Origin of the sequence: Stecheria intestinalis (assembly GCF_009696165.1) — a bacterium.
GTDB lineage: Bacteria > Bacillota_I > Bacilli_A > Erysipelotrichales > Erysipelotrichaceae > Bulleidia > Bulleidia intestinalis.
In genome coordinates this window covers 1-23,653 of sequence record NZ_VUMN01000004.1, presented here as the reverse complement: position 1 = coordinate 23,653, position 23,653 = coordinate 1, and the positions used below count along the sequence as shown (strand labels likewise).

At 45.7% G+C, this 23,653-nt stretch carries 21 protein-coding genes; 7 read left to right on the top strand and 14 right to left on the bottom strand.

Annotated features, from left to right (window positions below):
- Positions 1-326 precede the first annotated feature (326 nt).
- The 9 genes from FYJ51_RS02820 to FYJ51_RS02780 all read right to left on the bottom strand — a co-directional run bounded on the left by FYJ51_RS02820 (position 327) and on the right by FYJ51_RS02780 (position 6,859).
- Positions 327-911, bottom strand: coding sequence for a hypothetical protein (locus FYJ51_RS02820; protein WP_154502965.1), 585 nt, complete (start codon positions 909-911; stop codon positions 327-329).
- A 40-nt stretch (positions 912-951) separates the two neighbouring features.
- On the bottom strand, positions 952-1,422 hold the full coding sequence (locus FYJ51_RS02815; RefSeq protein ID WP_154502963.1) for a PTS sugar transporter subunit IIB: 471 nt from the start codon (positions 1,420-1,422) through the stop codon (positions 952-954).
- A gap of 2 nt (positions 1,423-1,424) precedes the next feature.
- Positions 1,425-2,492, bottom strand: coding sequence for a PucR family transcriptional regulator (locus FYJ51_RS02810; RefSeq protein WP_154502960.1), 1,068 nt, complete (start codon positions 2,490-2,492; stop codon positions 1,425-1,427).
- Between the two features lie 66 nt (positions 2,493-2,558).
- On the bottom strand, positions 2,559-3,509 hold the full coding sequence (locus FYJ51_RS02805) for a phosphoglycerate dehydrogenase (protein ID WP_154502957.1): 951 nt from the start codon (positions 3,507-3,509) through the stop codon (positions 2,559-2,561).
- 10 nt (positions 3,510-3,519) lie between these two features.
- Positions 3,520-4,005, bottom strand: a complete 486-nt coding sequence (locus FYJ51_RS02800; protein ID WP_154502954.1) for a PTS sugar transporter subunit IIB — start codon at positions 4,003-4,005, stop codon at positions 3,520-3,522.
- A gap of 32 nt (positions 4,006-4,037) precedes the next feature.
- A complete protein-coding gene (locus tag FYJ51_RS02795; protein ID WP_154502951.1) occupies positions 4,038-4,889 on the bottom strand; it encodes a PTS system mannose/fructose/sorbose family transporter subunit IID in 852 nt (283 codons plus the stop codon).
- Positions 4,889-5,644 (bottom strand): PTS mannose/fructose/sorbose/N-acetylgalactosamine transporter subunit IIC, encoded by a 756-nt coding sequence (locus FYJ51_RS02790; protein ID WP_154502948.1) that lies wholly within the window; start codon positions 5,642-5,644, stop codon positions 4,889-4,891. Before FYJ51_RS02790 ends, FYJ51_RS02795 begins: the two co-directional genes overlap by 1 nt.
- Before the next feature lie 170 nt (positions 5,645-5,814).
- Positions 5,815-6,333, bottom strand: a complete 519-nt coding sequence (locus FYJ51_RS02785; protein ID WP_154502945.1) for a hypothetical protein — start codon at positions 6,331-6,333, stop codon at positions 5,815-5,817.
- 106 nt (positions 6,334-6,439) lie between these two features.
- Positions 6,440-6,859 carry a PTS sugar transporter subunit IIA gene (locus tag FYJ51_RS02780; RefSeq protein ID WP_154502942.1) on the bottom strand — a complete coding sequence of 140 codons (420 nt, stop codon included), beginning with the start codon at positions 6,857-6,859 and terminating at the stop codon, positions 6,440-6,442.
- A gap of 365 nt (positions 6,860-7,224) precedes the next feature.
- Here FYJ51_RS02780 and FYJ51_RS02775 point away from each other — a divergent pair, with 365 nt between their 5' ends.
- The 3 genes from FYJ51_RS02775 (at position 7,225) to dapA (ending at position 9,511) form a co-directional block, all read left to right on the top strand.
- A complete protein-coding gene (locus FYJ51_RS02775; RefSeq protein ID WP_154502939.1) occupies positions 7,225-7,866 on the top strand; it encodes a beta/alpha barrel domain-containing protein in 642 nt (213 codons plus the stop codon).
- A 114-nt stretch (positions 7,867-7,980) separates the two neighbouring features.
- Positions 7,981-8,610 (top strand): KpsF/GutQ family sugar-phosphate isomerase, encoded by a 630-nt coding sequence (locus tag FYJ51_RS02770; RefSeq protein ID WP_154502936.1) that lies wholly within the window; start codon positions 7,981-7,983, stop codon positions 8,608-8,610.
- A gap of 1 nt (position 8,611) precedes the next feature.
- On the top strand, positions 8,612-9,511 hold the full coding sequence (gene dapA, locus FYJ51_RS02765) for a 4-hydroxy-tetrahydrodipicolinate synthase (protein ID WP_456243030.1): 900 nt from the start codon (positions 8,612-8,614) through the stop codon (positions 9,509-9,511).
- 190 nt (positions 9,512-9,701) lie between these two features.
- Here the strand turns inward: dapA and FYJ51_RS02760 are convergent, their stop codons facing one another.
- On the bottom strand, positions 9,702-11,048 hold the full coding sequence (locus tag FYJ51_RS02760) for an MATE family efflux transporter (RefSeq protein ID WP_205946137.1): 1,347 nt from the start codon (positions 11,046-11,048) through the stop codon (positions 9,702-9,704).
- A gap of 509 nt (positions 11,049-11,557) precedes the next feature.
- Here FYJ51_RS02760 and FYJ51_RS02755 point away from each other — a divergent pair.
- The 3 genes from FYJ51_RS02755 (at position 11,558) to FYJ51_RS02745 (ending at position 14,757) form a co-directional block, all read left to right on the top strand.
- Positions 11,558-12,151 carry a thymidine kinase gene (locus FYJ51_RS02755; RefSeq protein WP_154502933.1) on the top strand — a complete coding sequence of 198 codons (594 nt, stop codon included), beginning with the start codon at positions 11,558-11,560 and terminating at the stop codon, positions 12,149-12,151.
- A 153-nt stretch (positions 12,152-12,304) separates the two neighbouring features.
- Positions 12,305-12,661, top strand: a complete 357-nt coding sequence (locus FYJ51_RS02750; protein WP_154502930.1) for a class Ib ribonucleoside-diphosphate reductase assembly flavoprotein NrdI — start codon at positions 12,305-12,307, stop codon at positions 12,659-12,661.
- Positions 12,662-13,527: 866 nt separating this feature from the next.
- Positions 13,528-14,757, top strand: a complete 1,230-nt coding sequence (locus tag FYJ51_RS02745) for an ATP-binding protein (RefSeq protein WP_154502927.1) — start codon at positions 13,528-13,530, stop codon at positions 14,755-14,757.
- 254 nt (positions 14,758-15,011) lie between these two features.
- On the opposite strand, the gene FYJ51_RS02740 is transcribed toward FYJ51_RS02745, so the two are convergent.
- From FYJ51_RS02740 to FYJ51_RS02730, 3 genes are read right to left on the bottom strand one after another with little or no spacing between them, the layout of a single operon-like run.
- Positions 15,012-15,878 (bottom strand): PRD domain-containing protein, encoded by an 867-nt coding sequence (locus FYJ51_RS02740; RefSeq protein WP_154502924.1) that lies wholly within the window; start codon positions 15,876-15,878, stop codon positions 15,012-15,014.
- Between the two features lie 4 nt (positions 15,879-15,882).
- Complete coding sequence (locus FYJ51_RS02735) at positions 15,883-17,307, bottom strand: glycoside hydrolase family 1 protein (RefSeq protein ID WP_154502921.1); 1,425 nt, start codon at positions 17,305-17,307, stop codon at positions 15,883-15,885.
- Positions 17,308-17,325: 18 nt separating this feature from the next.
- On the bottom strand, positions 17,326-19,242 hold the full coding sequence (locus FYJ51_RS02730) for a beta-glucoside-specific PTS transporter subunit IIABC (protein WP_154502918.1): 1,917 nt from the start codon (positions 19,240-19,242) through the stop codon (positions 17,326-17,328).
- A 557-nt stretch (positions 19,243-19,799) separates the two neighbouring features.
- On the opposite strand from FYJ51_RS02730, the gene FYJ51_RS02725 reads away from it, so the two are divergent.
- Complete coding sequence (locus FYJ51_RS02725) at positions 19,800-22,628, top strand: GGDEF domain-containing phosphodiesterase (protein ID WP_154502915.1); 2,829 nt, start codon at positions 19,800-19,802, stop codon at positions 22,626-22,628.
- Between the two features lie 225 nt (positions 22,629-22,853).
- Here the strand turns inward: FYJ51_RS02725 and FYJ51_RS02720 are convergent.
- Positions 22,854-23,653 (bottom strand): transketolase family protein (locus FYJ51_RS02720; RefSeq protein WP_154502913.1); only part of this gene is annotated, 800 nt, incomplete at its 5' end.

The window sequence follows — 23,653 nt, the reverse complement described above, 5'->3', positions numbered from 1 at the left end:
CTTTCCTGCAAGGAGTGATTTTTCCGAACCATGAGGACTTAGATCATGATTCTCGTCCAATCCCCTTTTCTGAATCTGCTCATCAGCAGCCAGGTCAAAGCGGTTCGTATAATCGTCACACTGAGCAGAGAAACCCTCAGACAGTACTTCATATCTCCAGCTCCCCCTCAGACACCCTCCATAGATCACCTAGGAGATCTGGAAGATCACAATCACCATTGTGAATCTCGCAATCAGCACTCCCATATCCAGAAGCTCAGGTCCCTTGAAGAACAGCTTGGAAACAAGTGTTTTATCAGACGGAAAAATCTGGCAGTTTCTAGAGATTAGCTATCTGCATGAGATGAAGCAGTAAGATTCAGTATTCCAAATACAGTACAGCATGCAAGAATCACATAGTTAACGATCATTACATCAGTACTGAAATGGCTATAAATGCCATTCAAAACAACTAATATTCCAACGGCGAAGAAAATGAGCCCTCTAAGCATCAGTTTCTTTTTTGTAAAACCTTTCGCCATTCTGTTGAGAATGCTTTCCTGATCTTTCGGAGTAAATTTCTTTACCGGCGTCAGTGTCTTCAGAAAATTCATATACATAAACTGCAGGAGGACGAGAACTGCAATTGAACATATACCAGCATAAAGAACACTGATGCCGAAAACTGTAAGAACAACAAATAGCGCTGCCACAAGCAGAATTCTGTACTGATAGAAACTTAGCTTTGCTTCATCATTTTTCTGAATCAGATAGGCTTGCTTTGTTTTTCTCCTGTAAAGAATCAGTCTGTTCAAATGGTCTCGATAAATATTACCTGCGAACAGAAATGAAGTTTCTGATCTTTTATCTGTCATATACAACTCCTTTTTCAGGCTGGAAAGACTGTTCAACCCTTTGTCTTTCTTTCCCATATTGTTGATCCCTGTATAGTTTCAGTCAGAAACCGTCAACTCATTCATTTATTGAGAAGTAAGTCTTATCCTGGTAAGGATCTGTCTGAAAGTAATTTGCAATTCCTTTAGATTCAATATACTTTAAGCTTTCCTGATCTTCAGGAGTGAAATATTTCTTGATACTCGCTTTGCTCATGAAACGAGAAGGATAAAGGTGCTGAACTTCTGGAACAAAAAAACCTTTTTCAATTGCTTCGCATAGAGTAGCTATATCCTTGAAAATAACAAAGGCTGTGACCTTCTCTTCCAGATCTCTGTTAATGTAAGGAATGAAGGAATCGACCTCCATAATGGAGACTTTCTGATCTGGAATTGTCAGCTGCATGATCTGTTCCACAAAAGGATCTTTTACATACAGACGATCAACCACAATAAACTCATCTACAGATATGAATCTGTTCCAATTCAGAGCAACGGTTGCATGCAATGTTCGCTTGTCAACTCTTGCGATTTTTATTTTCTCTTTCATACTCACAGCCCCAGACGTTTTCTCTTTCTTTCATCAGCCAGTTCATTAGCAATTAATGTAAAGACAACTCTTCCCTTTGTGCTTCCGGTAATATCAATACCCAATGCATCTTCATATTTCTTCAGCTTATAGATCAGAGTATTTTTATGGATGAACATTTCCTGAGCGGTCTTATTTACAGAGAAATCGGCTTCGACCATGTGATTAGCAATGTCAATAAACTCATCAATGTCGACATTCTTCTTCTCGAGAATGCTGCTGTCAATTGTCTGTGCAATAAACTGCGGCTTTACTCCGGAAAGAAAATATTCGTAAAGATGTTCTGACATGAAGACAAGACTATCTTTTATACTTGCCTGAGAGCTCAGCCAATTGCAGGTTTCGAAGCTTAAATGGTACTCATGAATTTTGCGAATCGGCATGCTGACAAAAACGCGATCTGCAATAATACCAATCCTGCGAAGAGAATCCAGATATGTTTTAACTGTATTCTCCAGAAATTCCTTATCCATGTTCTCCTCTGAGATCGACTTGAACATCACCAATTCTCGCGGATCAATCAGTGCACAGATAGGAATATCATCAGGGAGAAGATTTACATTTGCTGCAGCTTTACTATCAAACCCTTTGCTTGAAGTCATTGTGATACAGACACGAAAGCAGTCTGTGCGAACATTCATCTTTTCGCAGAGCCGGATTACTTTTTCAGAATCAAACTCAAAGGGATTGATCAGCATCTGGACCAATAATTCGCCATTGCTTAGCTGATTGTCTATCCGCATTTTCTGAAGTTCAAATCGAACTCTTGTAACCAGGGAATCGCGGATCAGCGGAGCAATTACGCTCATATTCTCTCCCTGAATCATCAGAATCCCGTAGAATGTTCCATCCACATTTAACTGATAGAAAACTTTGTCTGGTGTGTTCGTATGATCTATGATTCGCTTCCCAGCAGCGTTTTCCATCGTTGTCTGGACAATAATGCCATCGGGATTCAGTAAGCTGATTTCATATTTTCGATTTTCACCGACAACTCGTGCAAATTCCTTAAATACTTCCTCAATAACCATGCAATCTCCCAAAAAATCCGCTGACACGGGCGGATTTTTTATGTATAGCAATTATACCATTCTGTTTCAGGAAGCCAGCAGATGTTCTGTAACAATTTCAGACGACATCTTGCAGGTTCTGATATCTGCTTCGTTCGTACGAGCTGCAGTATGCGGTGTTAATTCAAAGTTGTCAAGAGTCAACAGTTTGAAGTCCGCTGCATTGAAAGACTTGCTCTGCGGTTCTTCAGTGAAGACATCGAAATATGCTGAACGAATATCTTTATTTACGAGAGCGTCATAAAGCTCATCTTCGTTTACGATACCACCTCTTGCACAATTAATCAGGCAAGCGGAATTCTTCATTTCTTTGAACTGCACAGTGCCGAACATATTGCGCGTGGAATCCAGAAGAGGAACATGAATCGTGATATAATCAGCCGTCTTGATAATGGTATCGAGATCTGTTACCGTCACATGATGCGCTTCAGCAGCCTCAGGAGCGATCGGGAAAGCGTCATAGGCAAGCACATGCATTCCGCATCCATTCGCGTAATCAGCAATAATCTTTCCAATTGCTCCGAATCCGACAATTCCTAATGTCTTTTCATAGATCTCAATGGACTGTTTCTTATCCCAGACTCCGGACTTCACGCTTCTGAATTCATAAGCAAGATTCTTTGCATCAGCAAACATGAATGCTACAACCTGTTCAGCAACACTCCGAGAATTGGAACCAACTGTACGACCGACATAAATGTTGTGCTCTTTGCAGTAATCAAGATCGATATTATCTGTTCCAACGCCGAACTTGCAGATTACTTTCAGATCCGGAAGCTGTTCAAGAACAGGAGCATCCATCTTATCCACACCAACGATAATGCCCTGACATCCTTTAGCGAGAGTGAGGAATTGCTCCGGCGTGTAAGGAAGTCCCGTATTGTTGTAATGAACTTCAATACCAGCAGCCTCCATCTTCCGGATATATTCCATGCCATTTTTAGCAAATCCTCTTGGTGTAATCAGAACTTTTGTCATAGATTTACCCTCACTTATTGAATGCAGCAAGAATATCCGCAAAACTCAGCTTAGAATAATCCGGAGTCGTCTGGAAATAAACCTCAACCCCATTATCATTCATTTCTTTAAGCTGACTGACTTCTTCACTGTTAAGCGAAACCTGAGGAGCTACAACTTTCCTGCCAGGTCCGCCACCAATCGTTCCGATATTTACCGAGGACATTTTGAATCCTTTTTTATAGGCATCGTAGAGGTTATCAATATGCTGAAATACTACCATCGCGCTGTTCAGACCACTGTATTTTTCCTGATTCTTTACAGCATCGTCCACACTGCAGATAACTCCGGAAACTTTCCGCTGGGCAATAGCCATCTTGATCACTTCCGACATGAAGTCATCAGTAGATGTCTTGTTATCGACAAACACAATATTCTTAGTATTGAATTTCGGTACCCACTGGGTCATTACCTGGCCATGGACGCCTCTTGAATCTACACGAATCATATCAATCATATTGAACACCAATCCTTTTCCTAATCTTAAACTTAGAGAATGCCGAAGAACGTGAGAACAATGGAGACAATGAAGGTGATAATGATCAGGCGGATGTACTTTGCTCCATTTTTCTGAATGTACTGATACATTCCCATTGTAACAAGGAACGGCAGCAGCTTCGGAAGAATACCATTAAGCAGATCCTGTACGTTTTTGACTTCTGATCCAGAGCTGAACGTCAGAGGAGTCGATACCTTTACATAAGATGCAGCAAGAGCACCGATCATGAAGGTACCAACAATAGATGCAATGCGAATAATGGATTGCAACTTCCCAGATTTGAGGACCGTGAAAACAGACTTACGTCCTAATTCATAGCCACGATTGATCAGCGTCCAGGATACTGTAAATGCATACGCTTCAAAGATAATGAATGGCATGAATGCTGCCCAGACATTTCCTTCCAGAGCAAGCGGTGTGAAGATAGCAAGGGTCAGTGTAACCATGATGCCCTGGTCGAAGGTATCACCAATACCAGCCAGAGGACCCATCAATCCAAGTTTGATTGAGCGGATAGCTTCATCATCAATCTCATCATTGCCGAGCGCTTTCTGCTCCTCCATTGAAATGACAATACCATGGATAATTGAGCCCCAGTCACAGTTCGTGTTGAACATGGAATTGTGACGGATATAAGCTTCTTTCTTTCCTTCAGGATTATCTTTATAGAGCTTATCGATAATCGGATCCATTGCATAGCCGAAGGACAACGCCTGCATACGATCGAAGCATACCGGCACTTCAACTGCAAGAATCCATCTCCACCAGACTTTTCTCAAATCGGATTTTGTAATGATTCTCTTTTCCGATGTTTCAACTGCTTTTTCTGCTGCCTCAGACATCAGTTCATACCTCCTTCACTCTGAGCATTGTTTGATACGCTTTCAACAATCATGCCAAGAGCAAGAGCAATAATTGCACCAGTCAGCATGGAGAAACCAGTAATTGCATAAATGAAGAAACCAAGCAGGAAGTAAGGCATATACTGCTTGCCCATAACAACCAGAGTCAGAGCGAATCCCAGTGCAGGGAGCATATTTCCGGCATTAGCAATGCCATTCTGCAGCCATGTCGGGATTGCTTCAATGACAGCCTGAATAATAGAAGGTCCAACCAGATTGATCAGGAAAACCGGAACGGCATACAGCACACCATTAATCAACCAAGGAATAATGAACTGATATTTATGTGCCTTCTTGAAATCGCCATCTTCAATGCACTTATCAACCTTAGTCGCCAGGAACATCGTATTAATCGTTCTGCGCAGGTTATTAACCATTACACCCATGACACCAAACGGAACTGCAATTGCAATTGCTGCGCCACTGTCCAGTCCGCCCAGAATAGCGGCAGGAATTGCAATCGAAGCAGCGAGAGCAGGGTCATTAGGAATGTTTCCTCCAGCAGCAACTACGCCGATGTACATCAGCTGGATATTTGCGCCATACATCAAGCCTGCTTGTACATCCCCATATAATGCACCATAGATAACGCCAAGCAGCAATGGCTGTCTAGCCATCAATGAGAAGAAATAATTAGCACGTCCCATGGCCAGCCAGTAAATTAAACCAACCAGCAATGCTCTAATAACATTCATTTGTTTATTCCCTTTCTGATTTCAAATCCTGTTATTTCGATGCCAAGCAGGCGACCAGCTGTATTCGCTTGCTTTTCATCTCCATATCCGCATTTTATTGTTAAGCGCTTTCACCCGATACGTTCACCTGAATGAATCTTGGCGCTGATTTTCGTACTTTTGGACAGAGCTCATGCTCCCTTCCAATTCTGAATCCGTTTCAGATCATCTTGCGCTTTCTTTGTATACTTCTCTTCGTTTTTGAAGTCTCCGAGCTGATGATAAATCTTTGAAATCAGCCCCTCCATTCCTACTTTTTCAATCCCATCTGCATTTTCTGCTTGTTTAATCAAGTCAGAAAGATGATCAGTATTGCCCTCAATGACTACGTCCTCTATCAGGGAAACCACTCTCTTTGTATCGTCAAATCCATTCAATTTCTGAATCTGGGCAGCGCACTCTTTTGCCTTTTCGTTTTCACCGACGGGAACATAGTAATTAAACGCTTCAAGATAATACTCTTTTTTCATCTGTTCATTCAGCTTCAGTTTTCCCATCTGGCCAACAATTCTATTTACATCTTCTGTATCTTTTTTAAGAATTGCTTTCTGCAGAAGAACCTGCTGAATGGAAAATGGGCTAAGCAGCAATCTCGATGAAGTATCTGTCGCTAGCTTCTCAACTTCGCTGTATCTGCCTTCCTTCAGCATCGCCAGCATCTTATATAAGCGCGAATTTCCCAATGCCTTTCTTGAATAAGCCAGGCCGAAGAACAGCACCAGTACAGCGATCAGGATCCATAGAGTTTTTGTCATACTAAAGCAGATTCATTTCTTTATTGATGCATTTAATTCCATCGCGTCCTGCATTCATCAGATGATCGAGATCAATATCTTCAATCTTTTCACATGCCATACGCTGCGCCAGAAATTCCATTGACATTCCGAGATTCATTCCAGTAATCACTCTGGTGTTCTTACGGACATTTTCATCGCGCAAACATAGAGTTGACTGATTACCTGGAGTTCCGCCAAGCAGATCAACAAATACCATTACTCCGCTTCCATCATCCAGCTCATGAATTGTATTCTCTATCTGTTTACCGAATTCAACCGGATCATCTTCCCCATGGAAGCATAAAGCAGACACCTTCTCTAAATCTCCGAAGAACAATTTCAGGGAATCAAGCATTCCATTTGCCATTTCGCCATGGCTGGCAAGAATAAATCCAATCATTTTCTATACCTGCTTTCTTATGCCGTAATTCTAGCAAGTTCAGCCTGGCAAAAACGATAGACAAAGCAACAGAAACGGAAACGCTTTCTCATACAATTGTCCAAACGATCAACCAGGAGATTTTGCAATGCTCAGATGAGTTCTGAATTCGGGCCTCGCAAGAAAGTATTCTTCTTTTAATTGCTGAGAAGCTTATTATCTGTGTCAGCATGGATCAAAGAAATCATGTAACGGGCTGATTGCGGAGAAGACAGCTGCTCGCCCCAGTTTGGTCAAACGTTCAAAACCATCTATCAATTCTTGGACAGATATCACTTAAAACAGAAGCATGATAAATGCTATAAATAGCATAGGAGGATAATTACATGGCAGCATTAAAGAAAGCTAGAATTACTCAGAAGATGTACGATATCTGCGCATTTGCGGTAGTCCGTGCGGACGTCAAGCGCACCCTTGAAATTGCCGACGGCCTGGTAAAAGGCGGACTTCCCTGCATGGAAATCAGCTTCACCAACAATGACGCCGCTGACTGCATCAAGGCAGTCAAGGAAAAATACGGTGATCAGATGGTTGTCGGTGCCGGCACCGTGCTCGATCCGGAAACCGCCCGCATCGCCATCCTGGCCGGAGCAGACTTCATCATCTCCTGCAATGCAGATGAAGAAGTCGCACGGATGTGCAATCGCTACCAGATTCCTTACGGCCCTGGCTGCACAACCGTAACCGAAGCAATCAATGGTCTGACCTGGGGCGCTGCCTTCATCAAGGCATTCCCGATTTCGAACTTCTACGGACCGAAGCTCGTGAAGATCTTCAAGACGCCTACACCGTTCATGCCGATCATGGCTTCCGGCGGAATCAGCCTGGACAACATCAATGAGTGGCTGGAGAACGGAGTTGATTTCATGGGCATGGGAAGCCTTCTGACCAAGGGATCTTCCGATGAAATTGCAGCAAATGCTGCAAAGGTCAGAGAAAAGATTGAAGCTTTCAGAGCTGGAAAGTAATTGATCCGGAAAATTTTTCTCTGCTAAAGCGCACATTCATTCGCAGAAAAAAGCCGGGCGTTTTCGCATCAGTAAAGCGCCTGGTTTACCTTGTTAAGGAATAAATTCAAATTCATGAAAAACTCAGATAGACAGCAAACAGAAGAATTTCTCAGTATTATTAATGACCAGCTGAAGGCTTTTGAACAAACTCTGGACTATGAAAGCCTCACTAAGGCAAAAGAGCTGATTCTGAAAGCTGAGAAAGAGGGTGGCCGAGTCCATGTGACCGGCATCGGCAAACCTGGCCATGTTTCAGGATATGCCGCTTCCCTTCTCAGCTCAACTGGAACACCAGCCTACGAGCTTCATGGCACAGAAGCAGTTCATGGATCCTCTGGCCAGGTCGTTCCGGGAGATGTTGTCATCGCTATTTCCAACAGCGGTGAAACAGCTGAATTAAAAGCAACCGTTACCTGCCTGAAAAAGAATAAAGCACATATCATTGCTGTCACAGGGAACAGACAGTCCTGGTTAGCAAAAGAAGCAGAGGCTTGTCTGCTTGCTCATGTCGATCAGGAAGGTGATGCAATGAATAAACCCCCGCGTGCTTCCATTCTGGCTGAACTTATTATTCTGCAGTGTCTTTCAATTCTCCTTCAGAATGAAAAAGGTCTTACTCCGCAGCAGTATGTGAAATGGCATCCAGGAGGAGCACTCGGCGCAAGTATCCGCAAAGAAGAACAAATTAAGGAGAGTAAATAATATGGCAATGTTTGAAGGCGTAGTAACCCCGATCGTCACCCCGTTCCATCGCGATGCAGAGCAGTCCATCAATTACGAAGCAATGGAAAAGCTCGTCAATCATCTGATTGATCATGGCGTCGATGGCATCTTCCCGCTTGGCTCCAATGGCGAATTCCATGTATGCGAGCATGAAGAGAAAGTCGAATTCGTCAAGGCAGTCGTCAAGGTCGTGAATCACCGTGTCCCTGTCTATGCCGGGGCTGGTGCATGCTCTACCAGGGAAACCATTTCCCTGGCAAAGGATATGGAAGCAGCCGGTGCAGACGTGCTGTCTGTCATCACGCCGTACTTCATCAAGCCGACCGATGATGAACTGTTCGATCACTACAAGGCTGTTGCTGAATCCGTGAAGATTCCGGTCATGCTGTACAACATTCCGAAGTCTACCGGCTGCAACATCCCAGCTTCCGTCGTTGCACGCCTTGCAAAGGAATGCCCGAACATTCTCGGCATCAAGGATTCGTCTGGCGATATGGAGAATCTTCAGGGCTATCTCGATGCCGCAAAGGGTACCGAGATGAAAGTCCTGGTTGGTTCTGATTCCAAGATTTCCAAAGCATACGCCCTCGGTGCAGCCGGATGCGTTGCAGGCACTTCCAATGTCATCGTCGATACGATCGTGAATCTCTGGAAGGATCTGAAAGCAGGCAATACTGCAGAAGCAGAACAGCTGCAGAAAGACATTGATGTACTGCGCGGCATTCTGAAGCTCGGCACGGTTCCGTCCATGATGAAGCGTTCGGTCGAACTGGCAGGCATCGCAGAAGTCGGACCGGCAAGGAAACCGGTACATGACTCCACTCCGGACCAGGATGCTAAGATTTTGGAAATGCTTGCTTTTTATGGACTTAAAAAATAGAACTGATTTAGTCTTATCCATTCAATCTTCAGATCATTAACTGTCGGAAAGACTGATCATTTCACATTGAAAAAGGACTATAGTGCTTCAGAACTGAAGCTGCTATAGTCCTTTTCCTTCTTAGCAGAATGGCATAATATTAGTGTCTGTTTCCATTATCATATCCATGCAACATCAGCATTTTCCTGGATCAGATCATGATTCTGGTCCAATCCCCTTTTCTGAATCTGCTCATCAGCAGCAAATATCTGGAAAGCTGATCAGAAAGCACACCGAACCAGATTCCTGCTAAGCCCAGCGGAATGATGCTCGTCAGCAGCCAGGTCACAGCGGTTCGTATAATCGTCACACTGAGCAGAGAAACCCTCAGGCAGTACTTCACATCTCCCGCTCCTCTCAGACACCCTCCATAGATCACCTGGGAGATCTGGAAGATCACTATCACCATGGTGAATCTCGCAATCAGCACTCCCATATCCAGAAGCTCAGGTCCCTGGAAGAACAGCTGGAACAGTTCCTTTCCGAAGAAGAACAGAAGCGCAGCCAGCACAATGGAAATACATAACCCTACTTTCTGACAGATTCCTCCGAAGATCTTTGCTTTCTCCGGCTGTTTCTCACCCAGAGATCTTCCGATCAGAGCTACAGCAGCAACCTGCATGCCATCTCCGAATGAGAACCCCAGACTCAGATAATTCATGCCGACCTGATGCACTGCAAATGCATCTGTGCCAAGTCTTGCTGCAATGACAGCAGTTGCCATGAACCCGACTCTCATCGCAAAATTCTCAATCAGAAGATTGGAAGCCAAGGCCCAGATCGATTTCATGGATGCTCCTGATGGCTTCAGTTTCTCTTTCAGAAGATAAGGAATTGATACATAGCTGTTCTTCCTGAATAAGGAACGAAGAGCCAGAAAAAAGGAAGCGACTGTGCCAAGCACCGTAGCCACTGCAGCTCCGAACAAGCCCCATGCCGGGAACCCGAAGTTGCCTCCGATCAGCAGATAATTAAAACAGATATTGACCAGAGAAGAAACGACGTTCGTCGTCATGGCAATCCTCGTGTTTCCTGCGCCTCTCTGGGCGGCATTGATCACCATCGTCAGCACATTGAAGATCATTCCTCCCTGGATTACCTGGAAATAAGTAATTGCAGGTTCATGAGTATCTGCTGAAGACCCGCATAGACGGATGATGGGATCTGCTGCTGCCACTGAAATCACAGACAGTGCAATTGCCGCAAGAATCGTGAATGCCAAGGCTGTCAGCAGTACCTCATTGGCATTCTTGCGATCCTGCTGTCCCCTTCTTCTAGCTACTAATGCGCTTACCGCAACATTCGTAGAATAGAACACAGCAAGGGTGATGAACTTCGGCTGAATGGTCAGGCCTACTGCCGCAACTGCGTAGGTCCCAAGCGATGAAACCATCATGGTATCTATCATTCCGGCGAGTGCCACAAAAAACGACTCCAGAACCGCCGGCCAGGCAATTCGGATCGTCTCCTGAAGCATTGCCTTCCTGTCGCAATTCATACCATACCGCCTCTCTTTCTCAGATGAAGATCCATTGATGAAACAGTTTTAATATTGCTTTGTATTCTAGCACACTCACTGCATCAGAAGGCAGTGCGATCAGGCAATGCTGAAAGGAAATGGCATCATGACCCTTGCTGAACCAGGGATTGCTCTTCTGGAAGATCCAGAAATCAGATATGCAGTACATTCTGATCCTGAAGCCTTCAGAAGCTGGCCTCTGCTTTTCTGACCCAGCACCATTCCTGCAAGGCAAGGCAAGGCTATGCCGGACTTCTGATCGAGGAAATAATTTTCCAGGTTTCTGAAGAACATCAAAATAGAAGATTTGTGGCCTGCAAGAAAGAGACAATTTCTCTCTATTCCTCGTCTGATGTTCAGAATCAATGAGTCTGTGCCTTTGTACATGAAAAACCAGATGGTACCGGATACGTCTCTCCTTCTGGAACATTTCTATGCCGAGATCCCTAAAGTAAGGTAAACTAGTTCCGGGAGAAATATCAGAGACAATGGCAAAACTGTACTTCTATTATGGTGCAATGGGCAGTTCCAAGACCGCCAACGCACTGATGGTCGCATTTAATTATGAAGAGCGTGGTCAGAAAGTGCTGATCGCAAAAAGCGGAGTAGATACCAGAGATGGTGAACGCATCATCCGTTCCAGAATGGGCCTCAGCCGCCCCTGTGTCCTCCTGGAAGATATCTGCAGAATGCCCGAGGAAGAGCTGCATACCTATGATGTCGTGATTGTAGACGAAGCCCAGTTCGCCACCCCGGAACAGATTGATTTCCTGGCTCACATCGTAGACGACCTGAACGTTCCGGTCATGTGCTATGGTCTGCGCGCAGATTTCCAGAACAAGTTGTTCCCGGGCAGTGAAAGACTGCTCACGATCTGCGACGAGATTCATGAAGTAAAAACCATGTGCTGGTGCGGCCGCAAAGCAATCTGCAACGCCCGCTACAACAAGCATGGCATTGTCAGAGAAGGTGCCCAGGTCATGCTTGGCGCCAATGACGAATATATCGCTCTTTGCCGCAAGCATTTCAATGAAGGCAAGCTCTCCGCAGATGATCCAGGAGATCACCCGGCGAAATCATAGTGCCTGCCAGGCAGAGGGAAAGCCTCTGCCTTTTATCTATGTGATCCAAGTTATCATATGATCATGTGATATTGTGCAAATAAATAGATCAATATTTATATTTTATTGTGATAATTTCTGATATCATGCAAGCAGAGGAAGGAATTATATCATATGAAATTAGTATATGCTTCCCGTACCGGGAATGTTGAAAAACTTGTTAACAGACTCAATGCCGATAACGTACTGAAGATCACAACCGGAGAAGAAACCGTTGACGAACCGGTTCTCCTGATCACCTATACCGACGGGGTCGGACAGCTGCCTGCTATTGTTGCAGCATTTGTTGAAAAGAATCGTCCGTATGTCAAAGCGGCTGCAGTCTCTGGAAACAAGGAGCGTCATCCGAATACCTTCGGATTTGCCGCAAATGTTCTGAAGGATACCTATCAGGTTCCGGTTCTCACGATCTTCAATAAAGATGGAGACGAAGAAACGGATGCTGTCATCCGCAATGCACTGAATGCATAAAGTTCAAAAAGGTTCTCAATCATCCCGGAGAACCTTTTTTATGCGCTGCAAGTTTCAGATCCTTTTGAATTAGCGGCGGCAAAAGCCTTCGTTAACGCGCTTTCTATATTCCTGGTTATCGTTCTCCCAGCTTCTTCTATGTTTCAGATATGGCTCTCAGGAAGCAGCTGTCGGACCAGAAGAGCTCTTTCCATTAATCCTTTTCCAATGCGAGGAAAACTACTTTTCTCGTCAGGATGAAATCGTGCTCTGTTTTCTGTGCCAATAATTGTTCGATTCCGTTGCTGCAGGGAATGCTTGAATGCATAGTTCATTCTGCTGATGATGCTCTTCATCCGACCCCTTCGATCAGAAGTTTCCTAAGTTCCCGTCTTTTTATCGGAGAGCCGCTATTATAGCCACGGGCTGTTAAGGAAGATTAACAGAGTTTTGTATCCGCTGCTTCCTATGGCAGTCTGACGAGCCTGGCGTAAGTCTGAAGAACGTTAATACTGATGAGAGCATAAGTTCCGGCTTGTGAGCTGTGCTGTTACCGTATCGTTTAGCAGACGGAAGTCCGAGGGCATACAAGCACTTGGAAGCCTCATGCATAGCTTAGCCTAGGCGGGGAGGTTCACTTGTCAGGATGATCTTGTATTTCATATATCAAATACAGACTTCCGTGACAACATCAGAGTCAGGTTGTCCTGATCATCACGGACGAAGAAAGCAGCGGGCAGACATATTATTGGCATGGCAAAGCCAATTAATCCATTTTAACGTTAGCGTTTTTGATATTTTTTCAATATCGCTAACGTTAAACTTGAATGATGGCAGTGATTTTGTTATATTCCTGTTTGATAATAGCTTTTCCGAGGTATGGGTGTATGAATTGGTATCCAAGAGAAAACTATCTGAAAAGAATACGTGATTATTATTCCGCGACAGACATTATCAAGGTAATCACCGGAGTCAGAAGATGTGGCAAGTCCTGTCTCATGGAGACTATTTCCCAGGAGCTAAGGGAATCCGGGACTCCCGCAGAAAACATTCATTTCTTTGACCTCGACAGCAAAGAATACAACAAGATCCAAAAAGCCGAACAATTAGAGCAGCTTATAAACAGTATTCCCGATACATCAGGAACTAAATATCTCTTTATTGATGAAGTCCAGAATGTGGATGGTTTTGAAACAGTACTGAATGGATTCCGCGGAACAGGCGAATGGTCAATCTTCATCACCGGTTCCAATTCATATCTGCTCAGCGGAGAGCTTATGACAAAGCTCACAGGCAGATATATTGAGTTCGAGATGTTTCCTCTTTCCTTTGAAGAATATGAGGGCATTAAAAAATACTATGGGAAAGAGATTGCGGCTGATCGTCAGGAAGAGCTTCAGAATTATATACTTGAGGGAGGTTTTCCCAGAACCATTCAACTTGATAACATGGCGGCCAAACGCAGATACGTTGAGAGCACAATCAATGAGATTTTTGAGAAAGACATCAGAAGAAGGCTGAAAATACGGAATAAGAGCACCTTTGAAACAGTACAGAAATATATCATCAACAATTTTGGTGCAACAACAAGCTTGAAGAGCTTAAAGAAAGCAATCGAGCATACGGGGACATCTATCAGCGAAGCAACCATTGCACGATATGTTCATGCTCTGCTAGATGCCAAGATATTATATGAATGCCCCCGCTTTGACATGAAATCAAAAAAATCTCTAAGTGGTGAAAAAAAGTATTACCTTGCCGATACGAGTTTTTACTTTGCACAGAACACTGATAACCGGATCAATTATGGTCCCGTACTTGAAAATATCATTTATGTATACGCAAGATCTCATGACTACTCTGTGAGTGTAGGTCGTATAGGCAAGCTTGAATGCGACTTCATATTAAGAGATAGCGATATGCATTATTCCTATGTGCAAGTAGCATATACAATAGCTCTGTCTAAGGATACGGAAGACCGCGAATACAGACCTCTGGAGTCAATAAGGGATAATTATCCCAAATATGTAGTAACAGCAGACTCTCTTCTCCAGCAGCGCAATGGCATTGAACACATTAACCTGGTAGACTTCATGCGTAGCGGAAAAAACTTCTGAGACATTTCACATGCGCGTTTTATTATTCATAATAAATTCCCCATGCGCCATTTTTGGTGAGCATTAAGCCGACAGTGTCCAGATCCGTCCTCTGATTCTGAACAGTCTGCTGGAGAAATAAGACGGAGACGACGAACGGATGCTGTCATCCGCGATGTGCTGAATGCTTAAAGTTCTATGAGGTTCCAGACATGATTTCCGGAACCTTCTTCCCAGAAACGGAGAAAGCTTCAATGGCTTCCTCCGTTTTTGGTTTATTCCTGATTGTCTTCTTCCGAAGCAGTCACATCGCTGAGTATCCGATGCAGATGAATCGCCAGATACATCTGTTCTTGGCTTGAAAGCCTCTGATGAAACTTCTCATCTACATAGACTCTGATCCGGTCCACGCACATGAACTCTTTCTGACAGGTCTGCTTCAGTTGTTCATACAGCATGGTATCCGGTTCTTCCGGAAGAAGCGTTCCGGTTACCAGTCTTTCTGCAAACAGCTGCACATGCGTCAGATACCTGGACCATGCTATGGTGTCTTTGCGGTACGTGATCCCGAACGTATACCTGACAATATTCAGAATATCTTCGGTAGTTGCCGCAATTGCCACACGATTGATGCTGTCATGACTCCCGGTTTCTGCATTGATGAAATGCCAGGCAATGTTTCCTGCCTCAGCTGATGGAATCTCCATGCCGAGCTCTTTGCTCATGCGCTGAACCGCATATTCTCCGACCGAATATTCTTCCGGATTGAATTCCTTCATCTCCGGAGTATAGAAATTCTGAAAAGTGATGCCTTCCTTTGCTCGTTTGGCAGTAAAGGCAAGATGATCGGTCAGGGAGAGATAGATATGATCCATCAGCTCCATATGATAGCGGCTCTTCGCATAACCGATGATCTCTTTGGCAAGGTCAAAATACACTGCACTTGTTTCAGCTGCCAGCTGCAGAATCCGGCGGGATACCTCCTGATTCTCAAGTACGAATACCTTCTCGATTTCTTCGTCACCGAATTCGTACCCGATCGCTTTATGGTAGCCGATCCCTTTTCCCATCAGAATTTTCTCGGTTCCATCGTCATCAATTGCGAGAACCAGAGAATTGTTGAGCACCTTGACAGCTCTCATAAACTCATGACAGATCGGAGCCGCCGGAGGCGATCACCTTCTGATACCAGAAATAACTGTCTTTCGGAATTCTTCTCAGATCCTTCAGATCAAAATCATCCCGATTGACATAGACAAATCCGTAACGCTTGCGGAACCCCTGATGAGAAGACAGCAGGTCCATGAAACTCCACGGACAGTAGCCCAGCATCTGCACGCCATCTCTCATGGCATCTCCCATAGCCCGAATATGAGAACGCAGATAATCAATCCGATAGGAGTCATGAATCTTTCCATCAGAGGTCAGCTCGTCATGCATTCCGAGCCCATTCTCTGTGATGATCATCGGCAGGCGATACTTCTGCCAGTAGCGATTCAGAATCATGCGGAGACCCATCGGATCTATCTGTGCGCCATATTCGCTTGCTTCAAGATTCTCATTCCGTTCATTGCGGAAATACCCATACTGATCAAAATCCACTTCCGTATTCCGGAAAGCACGCGTTCCCAGGGGATGTTCTGCATCCGCAGCAAGTGCACTGACACACAGCGTACGATAATAATTCAGAGCAATATAATCGATCTTCGCAGACTTCAGAATATTCTCGTCTTCCGGTTCTGTACTGAGCGTGATATTCCGCTCTTTCAGGTAATTTCTGAAGTAACCCGGATATTCGCCGTATACATGCATGTCCAGGCAGTATTCAGTCTTGAACCAGTCATTCCGGACTGCTGCCCATACATCTTCCGGACGGCTTGTTTTCGGATAAGTGCAGGTAGAAGAAACCGCAGGTCCGATCTTAGCATCAGGATCGATTTCATGACACAGCTTCACCGCAAGTGCATGCGCGAGGAACATATGGTAATCCATCTGGGCACGCATCTCATCTGCCTGCTGTGCACTTTCCGGATGATAGATATTCATGCGCTCATCCACACGGATCATCAGGTTCTGTTCATTGATGACCTGCCACCACTTCACCTTCCCGCGGAATCTCTCAAAGCAGATTCTGGCATAGCGTTCGAATGCATAGACACATTTTCTGCTCAGCCAGCCATTGTATTTCTCTGCCAATGCAAATGGAAGATCAAAATGATACAGCGTAACCAGAGGCTCGATTCCATTGGCGATCAGTTCATCGATGACCTTCTCGTAGAACTCCAGCCCCTTCTGATTGACATTTCCATCTCCATCGGGAATGATTCTGGACCAGGACAGCGAGAAACGGTAGGCCTTCATTCCAAGTTTCTTCATCAGGGCAATATCTTCATGCCAGTGATGATAGAAGTCACTGGCTATCCTGGAATCAGCCTGCACAGAAGAACGCTGGAATGAGTTGAAATCTGCCACGCTCATTCCCTTTCCATCTTCATCCCAGGCACCCTCAATCTGAAACGCAGAAGAAGAAGCGCCCCAGAGAAAGTTTTCAGGAAAAATAGTTTCTGACATAGGGTGCTTTCCTCCTCATCAGCCCTTGATATCAAGTACTGCGGTATTCGTATCTGCGTGTTCTGATACCACGCCATTGACTTCCTGATACTTGTCCGTGTTTGCGACTACCACACAGACCGTCGTATCAAGACCAGCCTCCCTGATGGTATCAATATCAAAGGAAACCAGCTTCGTTCCTTTTTTGACATGGTCCCCCTGAGCAACATGCTTCGTGAATCCCTTGCCATTGAGGTTGACCGTATCCATGCCCACATGAATCAGCAGCTCCACGCCGCTTGCCAGCTGCAAGCCTACAGCATGACCTGTCGGGAACAATACTGATACCGTGCAGTCTTCCGGAGCAATGACTTCTCCTTTGCTCGGCAGCACTGCAATTCCCTTTCCCATTGCCCCGGAGGAGAATACTTCATCCTGCACATCGGACAGCGGGTAAGCCTTTCCTTCTACCGGAGAATTGATCACGATGTCGGCAGCAGCCTTCTGCTGCGGAACATCTCCCATTCCGAAGTCAACATCAGCAAATGCAGCACTTGCAGAAGNACCTTCATCGAATCCGACAAAATACGTCAGAGCAGCAGCTCCGAAGAACGCAACACAGATACCGATAATATAGGCGATGAACTGAGACAGAGAAGTTCCTTCTCCATAATACGACATGATCGTCAGAATTCCATTATTAGCAAACCCTGTATTCACCGCTCTGCCAATGCCCATGATCGCACCTCCGGCAGCACCGGCTATGATCGCGCAGACCATCGGCTTCTTCAGACGGAGATTGCAGCCGTAGATTGCCGGCTCCGTGATTCCGACCAGCCATGCTGAGAGAGAAGCAGAAGCAGCGACCTGCTTGAGATTCTGATCCTTGGTCTTGAGCATGACACCAAGCGCTGCGCCAGCCTGAGCGAAGTTTGCAGAACCAGCAAAGCACATCAGCGTATTCGTTCCGGTCATTGCCACATCATTGAGACCGATCGGCAGTAAAGCACGGTGAGCGCCGAAGATCACGCACACTCCCCAGAGACCGCCGATGATGATACCGCCGAGAACCGGTGAGAAGTTATAGAGGGCAGTATAGAGCCACTGAATCAGATAGCCGACATAGATTCCGACCGGGCCGACTGCGACGAGCAGCACCGGCACCATGATGATCAGAGACAGGCCTGGAACCAGAATCATCTGAAGGATTTCCGGAATATATTTCTTAAGGAATTTCTCCAGATAATGGAGTACCACCAATGCAAGCAGAATCGGAATGACGGATTCGGTATAGGCAAAGATCTTGGAAGATTCACCGATTGTGAATGCCATCTTGATGACCGGCAATCCGAAGATCGTAGACTTTGTTGCGACATCCTGCATCATCGCATCAATCGTCGGATGGCAGAGGAAACCGCCGAGGATCATGGAAATGACCCGGTTGGTCTTCAGCGCCTTTGATCCGGTATAAGCCAGGAAGACCGGCATGTAATAGAAGATGATGTTGCTGCAGGTATTGAGAATGATATATGTGGAATTCGCCGTGTCGAATCCAGGCATTCTCGCGAATACGGCAAGCAGTCCTTTGATCAGACCAGCGGCTGCGATGGCCGGAACAAGCGGAGTGAAGATCTGCGTGATCTTCTGCAGAATCGTGGTACCAAGTCCCTGCTTCTTCTCACCTTCTGCAGCACTTCCTGCATTCATGCTGGTTCCGATCAGTTCTGTCAGCGCGTCATAGATCTTCTCGACTTTCGCGCCGCAGACAACCTGGAACTGACCGCCAGACTCAACGACGGAAATCACTCCTTCCAGATGCTCTACAACCGCTTTATCAGCTTTAGAAGAATCCTTGAGCACAAACCGGAGCCTGGTAAAGCAATGCGTGACTTCCTTGACGTTTTCTGCGCCTCCGACATTCTTCAGAATGTCTTCCGCAACTTTTCTGTAATCCATATCCTTCCCTTTCTGCTGCGCTCCGATGTTCCTGAATCTCAGAAAAAGATCGAACGCAAATGAAATACGCCTCAGCGCAATTTCATTTCCATCCGATCTTGCCTGCATTACCAGTAACACGTCGATCAGGAACTGACGTCAGCTTTGATGTCTCTTTTTTAGCATTTATGGGCATATATTGCAAGCGCTTACGTCTATATGATCATTTATTGAATCATCTGATCATAAGATTCCGATAGATACAGGGTTTTTTCTTTCGCTCGCCTGGCAGGGTATTTCATTTCACAGATGAACGCTTCACGACTGCCTGGGATATTCAGCCCTTCCGGCTCTGAATTCCGGAATATATGCAAGCGCCCGGGGCTCAATAGCGGCTGGAATCCAGTCTCTACTGAGGATAGAATAATGCCTGTGATAAAGGATTGATTCTGCAGAGAATGAAAGGTCTCTCTGCAGATCTTATTTACGGCAACCCTTGATCACAAGCGCCACTCTGAATTCAGGAAAAATATGCACATCATGGATGCATGGTTCGATGGAACATATAGATAGATAGTATGGTTGACTTAAAAAAGCAGCTTCAGGATTTTAAACAGTCTTTTGCAGAACAAGGTGCAGAAATATCTGAGAATGACCCGCGGCTGATCGCAGATTATTATTCCAGCAATCTGCCATTTCACATCAGTTCCGGAATTCTCCTATGTGTGCTTTCCGGCATCGGTCTGCTTGGCACCATATCACCTTATCCAGATGGCGAAGTGCTTCCTGAAATCAGCGCACGTGCTGTATATCAGCTCATATTCGTTTTCAATTCTGTTTCAGTGATTCTTCTGCTTCTGGAATTAAAACGATTTCATGGAACCGCTGAGAAAAGGACAAAGATTATCAGCAGCTGGTTCATGGGAATCAATATGGCCCTTGCCGGCATTACCTTTTTTGCCGCCCAGGAACATAGCGGTTTCTTCTTTGAGTACATCCTCGTCACAATTACAATCAGCCTTCTTCCCCATCTGAAACATTCAGCTTTTATCCGGAACGCAGTCATCAATGCTGCTTCCGCTTCTGCAGTTCTAATATCAGTTCAGCGCCCGATTGCCTTGCAGGATATTCTGGATTTCGTGATTCTTTTCATCATCTGCGATCTTGTCAACTGGTTACACTGGCAGAGCTTTCTCGGAACTGAAGTGCGTAAGTTTGCCGCAGAGAAAGAAAAGGATGAATTGTATCATGACAGCAGGACGGATGAGCTGACCGGAATTCTGAATCGGACCGCATTGCGGGAGGACCTGTCAGACTATGCAGGGCACACTCTTGGCATTGCACTGATTGATATGGATTCCTTCAAAACAATGAACGATACCTATGGACACGCATACGGAGACCGGATCCTGCAGACAATCGGCAGAAAGATGCGTGAGGTTTTCCATGATCCTGAGGATCGCTGCTATCGCTATGGCGGCGATGAATTTCTGATCATTTCTGACTCGGAGGATGCCGGCAGATTCTATCAGAAGCTGATCCAGTTCAATGAATCCAGCCGGAAACAGGGAGACGGACCCGCAATCTCCTGCGGGATCGGCTACTGCATCGGCAAAGCAGATGCGGAACGCGGAATCCGCTCTCTGATTCAGATCGCAGATTCCTATCTGTATCAGGCAAAGGACAGCGGAACAGGCAGAGTGGAGGGAAACCTCACACCGGTAGATCTGAAGGAATATTTTCAGAAGAAGAGAACTTCTGTTTCCGGCCGTCTGAACACGGTCAACGACGCCGCAGAACAGTTCCATCAGGAACTGATGGAAGATAAGCCATGGAGTCTCGCATATCTGAATATCAGCAGATTTGCAGAAATCAATGAAGAATTCGGCTATCGGGAGGGAAGAATTCTGATCGAGAAGATCGGTTCACTGATCTTCCATCACATTCCGGATGCTGTCCTGGTAAATCGCGAAGTCGACCATTTTGTGTTGTTTTCGTCAATGCAGGAAGAAGCATTCGTTCAGGGAATCCAGGCTGTCCAGGCAGAAGCCGCAAACCTGGAGGAACGGCAGATGATTATCATCCGTGCGGGTATCCTCCATCATGAAGCAAAGGATGCGCCAATGGATTTCGCAACGGGGATGTATCGGGCAAAATACGCTTGTGAAACTGCCATAAGCAGCCCGTATCTTTGTTTCTATGATCAGAAAATGGAACAGGAGAGAGCGAAGGAGATCTTCGTTCATAATGCCTTTTCAGAAGCATTAAGCAATGCATCAATTGTTCCGTACTATCAGCCGATCGTCGGATCTCTGAGCGGAACAACCTGCGGATACGAAGCGCTGAGCCGTTGGATCAATCCCGAAAAAGGAATGATTCCTCCAGCCGATTTCATTCCTTACCTGGAAAATTCAGGAGAGATTTATCGCCTGGATCTGTTTCTTCTGGAGCAGGTATGCAGAGATCTTCAGAATCATAAAGCACAGTTCCCGGAAGGAATCTTCGTGAATATCAATCTGTCTCAGAAAGACTTCCAATATGCCAATCTCCCCGAAGAGATTGATCGCATTGTTTCTGAATATCATGTGTCGAGAGCACAGATTCAGCTGGAGATCACAGAGTCTGCATTTGCTGAAGCAAAGCTGCTCGGAAATGCGATCCGCAAGCTGCAGAATCTCGGATTCAGAATCTGGATGGATGACTTCGGAGTCGGGGAATCTTCTCTTTCTGCTTTCAGAACCTACCAGGTAAAAGGCGTAAAACTGGATCAGTCATTTTTTGCAGATTACCGGAATCAAAGGACTCAGATCATCATCCGCAGCATCATCGACATGAGTCATGAAACATCATGCATGATGATTGCAGAAGGAATCGAAACCTTGGATCAGCTGATCTGTGCCAGACAATGGGGCCTGAACTTCATCCAGGGATTCTTCTTCAGCAAGCCCATGCCGCTCAGTGAGCTGCTTGCCAGCCCATTTGTCAGAAACATGACCGATGAATGCACCGACCGGTATTATCAGGCAGCTGCAGAAGTTCCTCTAGGAGCTCTTTACAAGCCGGATGATGATCTGATTGGCGAAAGCAATGTCATCTTCTCCCAGGCTGTTCTGGAACTCGGTCCGGAAATCCGGGTCTTCCGGGCAGATGACCGCATGGAAGCACTGCTGCATGATCTGGTGGAAACAGATGGTAATGACAGGATGCTGAAACAGCACTGCGAATTAAGTGACGCCCTCTCTGAAGCATCGAAGAAGATATCTGTCAGCCACAGAAAATGCGATTTCCAGGTCAAGCTCGGAACAGACACGCTGCATGGCCAGCTCGCACTCCTTGCCGAGAATCCGGAAAGCGGCAGGAAGGCCTGCATTCTGAATCTGACCAATGCAGTCCTGCATGTATACTGATCTCTTTCTTTCAGCACTCCGGAACGCTCTGACTGTGCAGCTCATTCTCCCTCTTCACGGAAAACGGATGAGCTTTCTGAAGCCCTCCTCATGTCTCGCCCCATACAGATACCCGAACAGCAGAACTAATCAGCTGAAGCATTCCTAACAGAACAATCTCAGTCAGAAAAACGGAGATTCCTCTTAAGCACTAAGCTTTGAGAGAATCTCCGTTATCTTTTCCGATTACAGGTTTTCCCTGATTTCCTTGTATACACCCTCGGCATCCAGGCCGTACTTCTTCATCAGTCCTGCTGCCGGTCCGCTCTCGGCATACCGGTCTTTCACTCCGATCCGATGGATCGGCTTCGGGCACTTCTCTCCGGCAATCTCGGCAATCATTCCTCCAAGTCCGCCGATGATGTTATGTTCCTCTGCCGTGAAGATCTTTTCATGGTTCTTCAGGATCTCCACAATTCCTGCCTCATCTGCCGGCTTGATGGCACACACATCTACGACAGTGAGGTCAACTCCATCTGCTTTCAGCATCTCTGCTGCGCCTAATGCCGACTGCACCATCACTCCGCATGCAAAGACTGCGACTTTCTCTCCCTTGCGGACCACATTCACCTTGCTGAAATCAAACTTCTGATCCGCCGGATACACATTCTCCACTGCTGCTCTGCCAAGTCTTACATAGCACGGCTTATTCGTCGATGCAACATGATCGATCACTGCCTTCGTCTCTGCTTCATCGCATGGCACATATACTTCCATGCCCGGAATCACTCTCATCAACGCAATGTCTTCCGTTGCCTGATGCGATACGCCATCTTCTCCGACCGTGATCCCTGCATGCGTTGCACACACCTTGACATTCAGATGCGGATACGCAACGCTGTTGCGGATCTGTTCCCACGCTCTGCCTGCTGCGAACATCGCAAACGTCGACGCAAACGGAATATATCCGCTCGCCGCCAGTCCTGCCGCATGTCCGATCATATCTGCTTCGGCAATGCCCATATCGAAGAACCGCTCCGGGCATG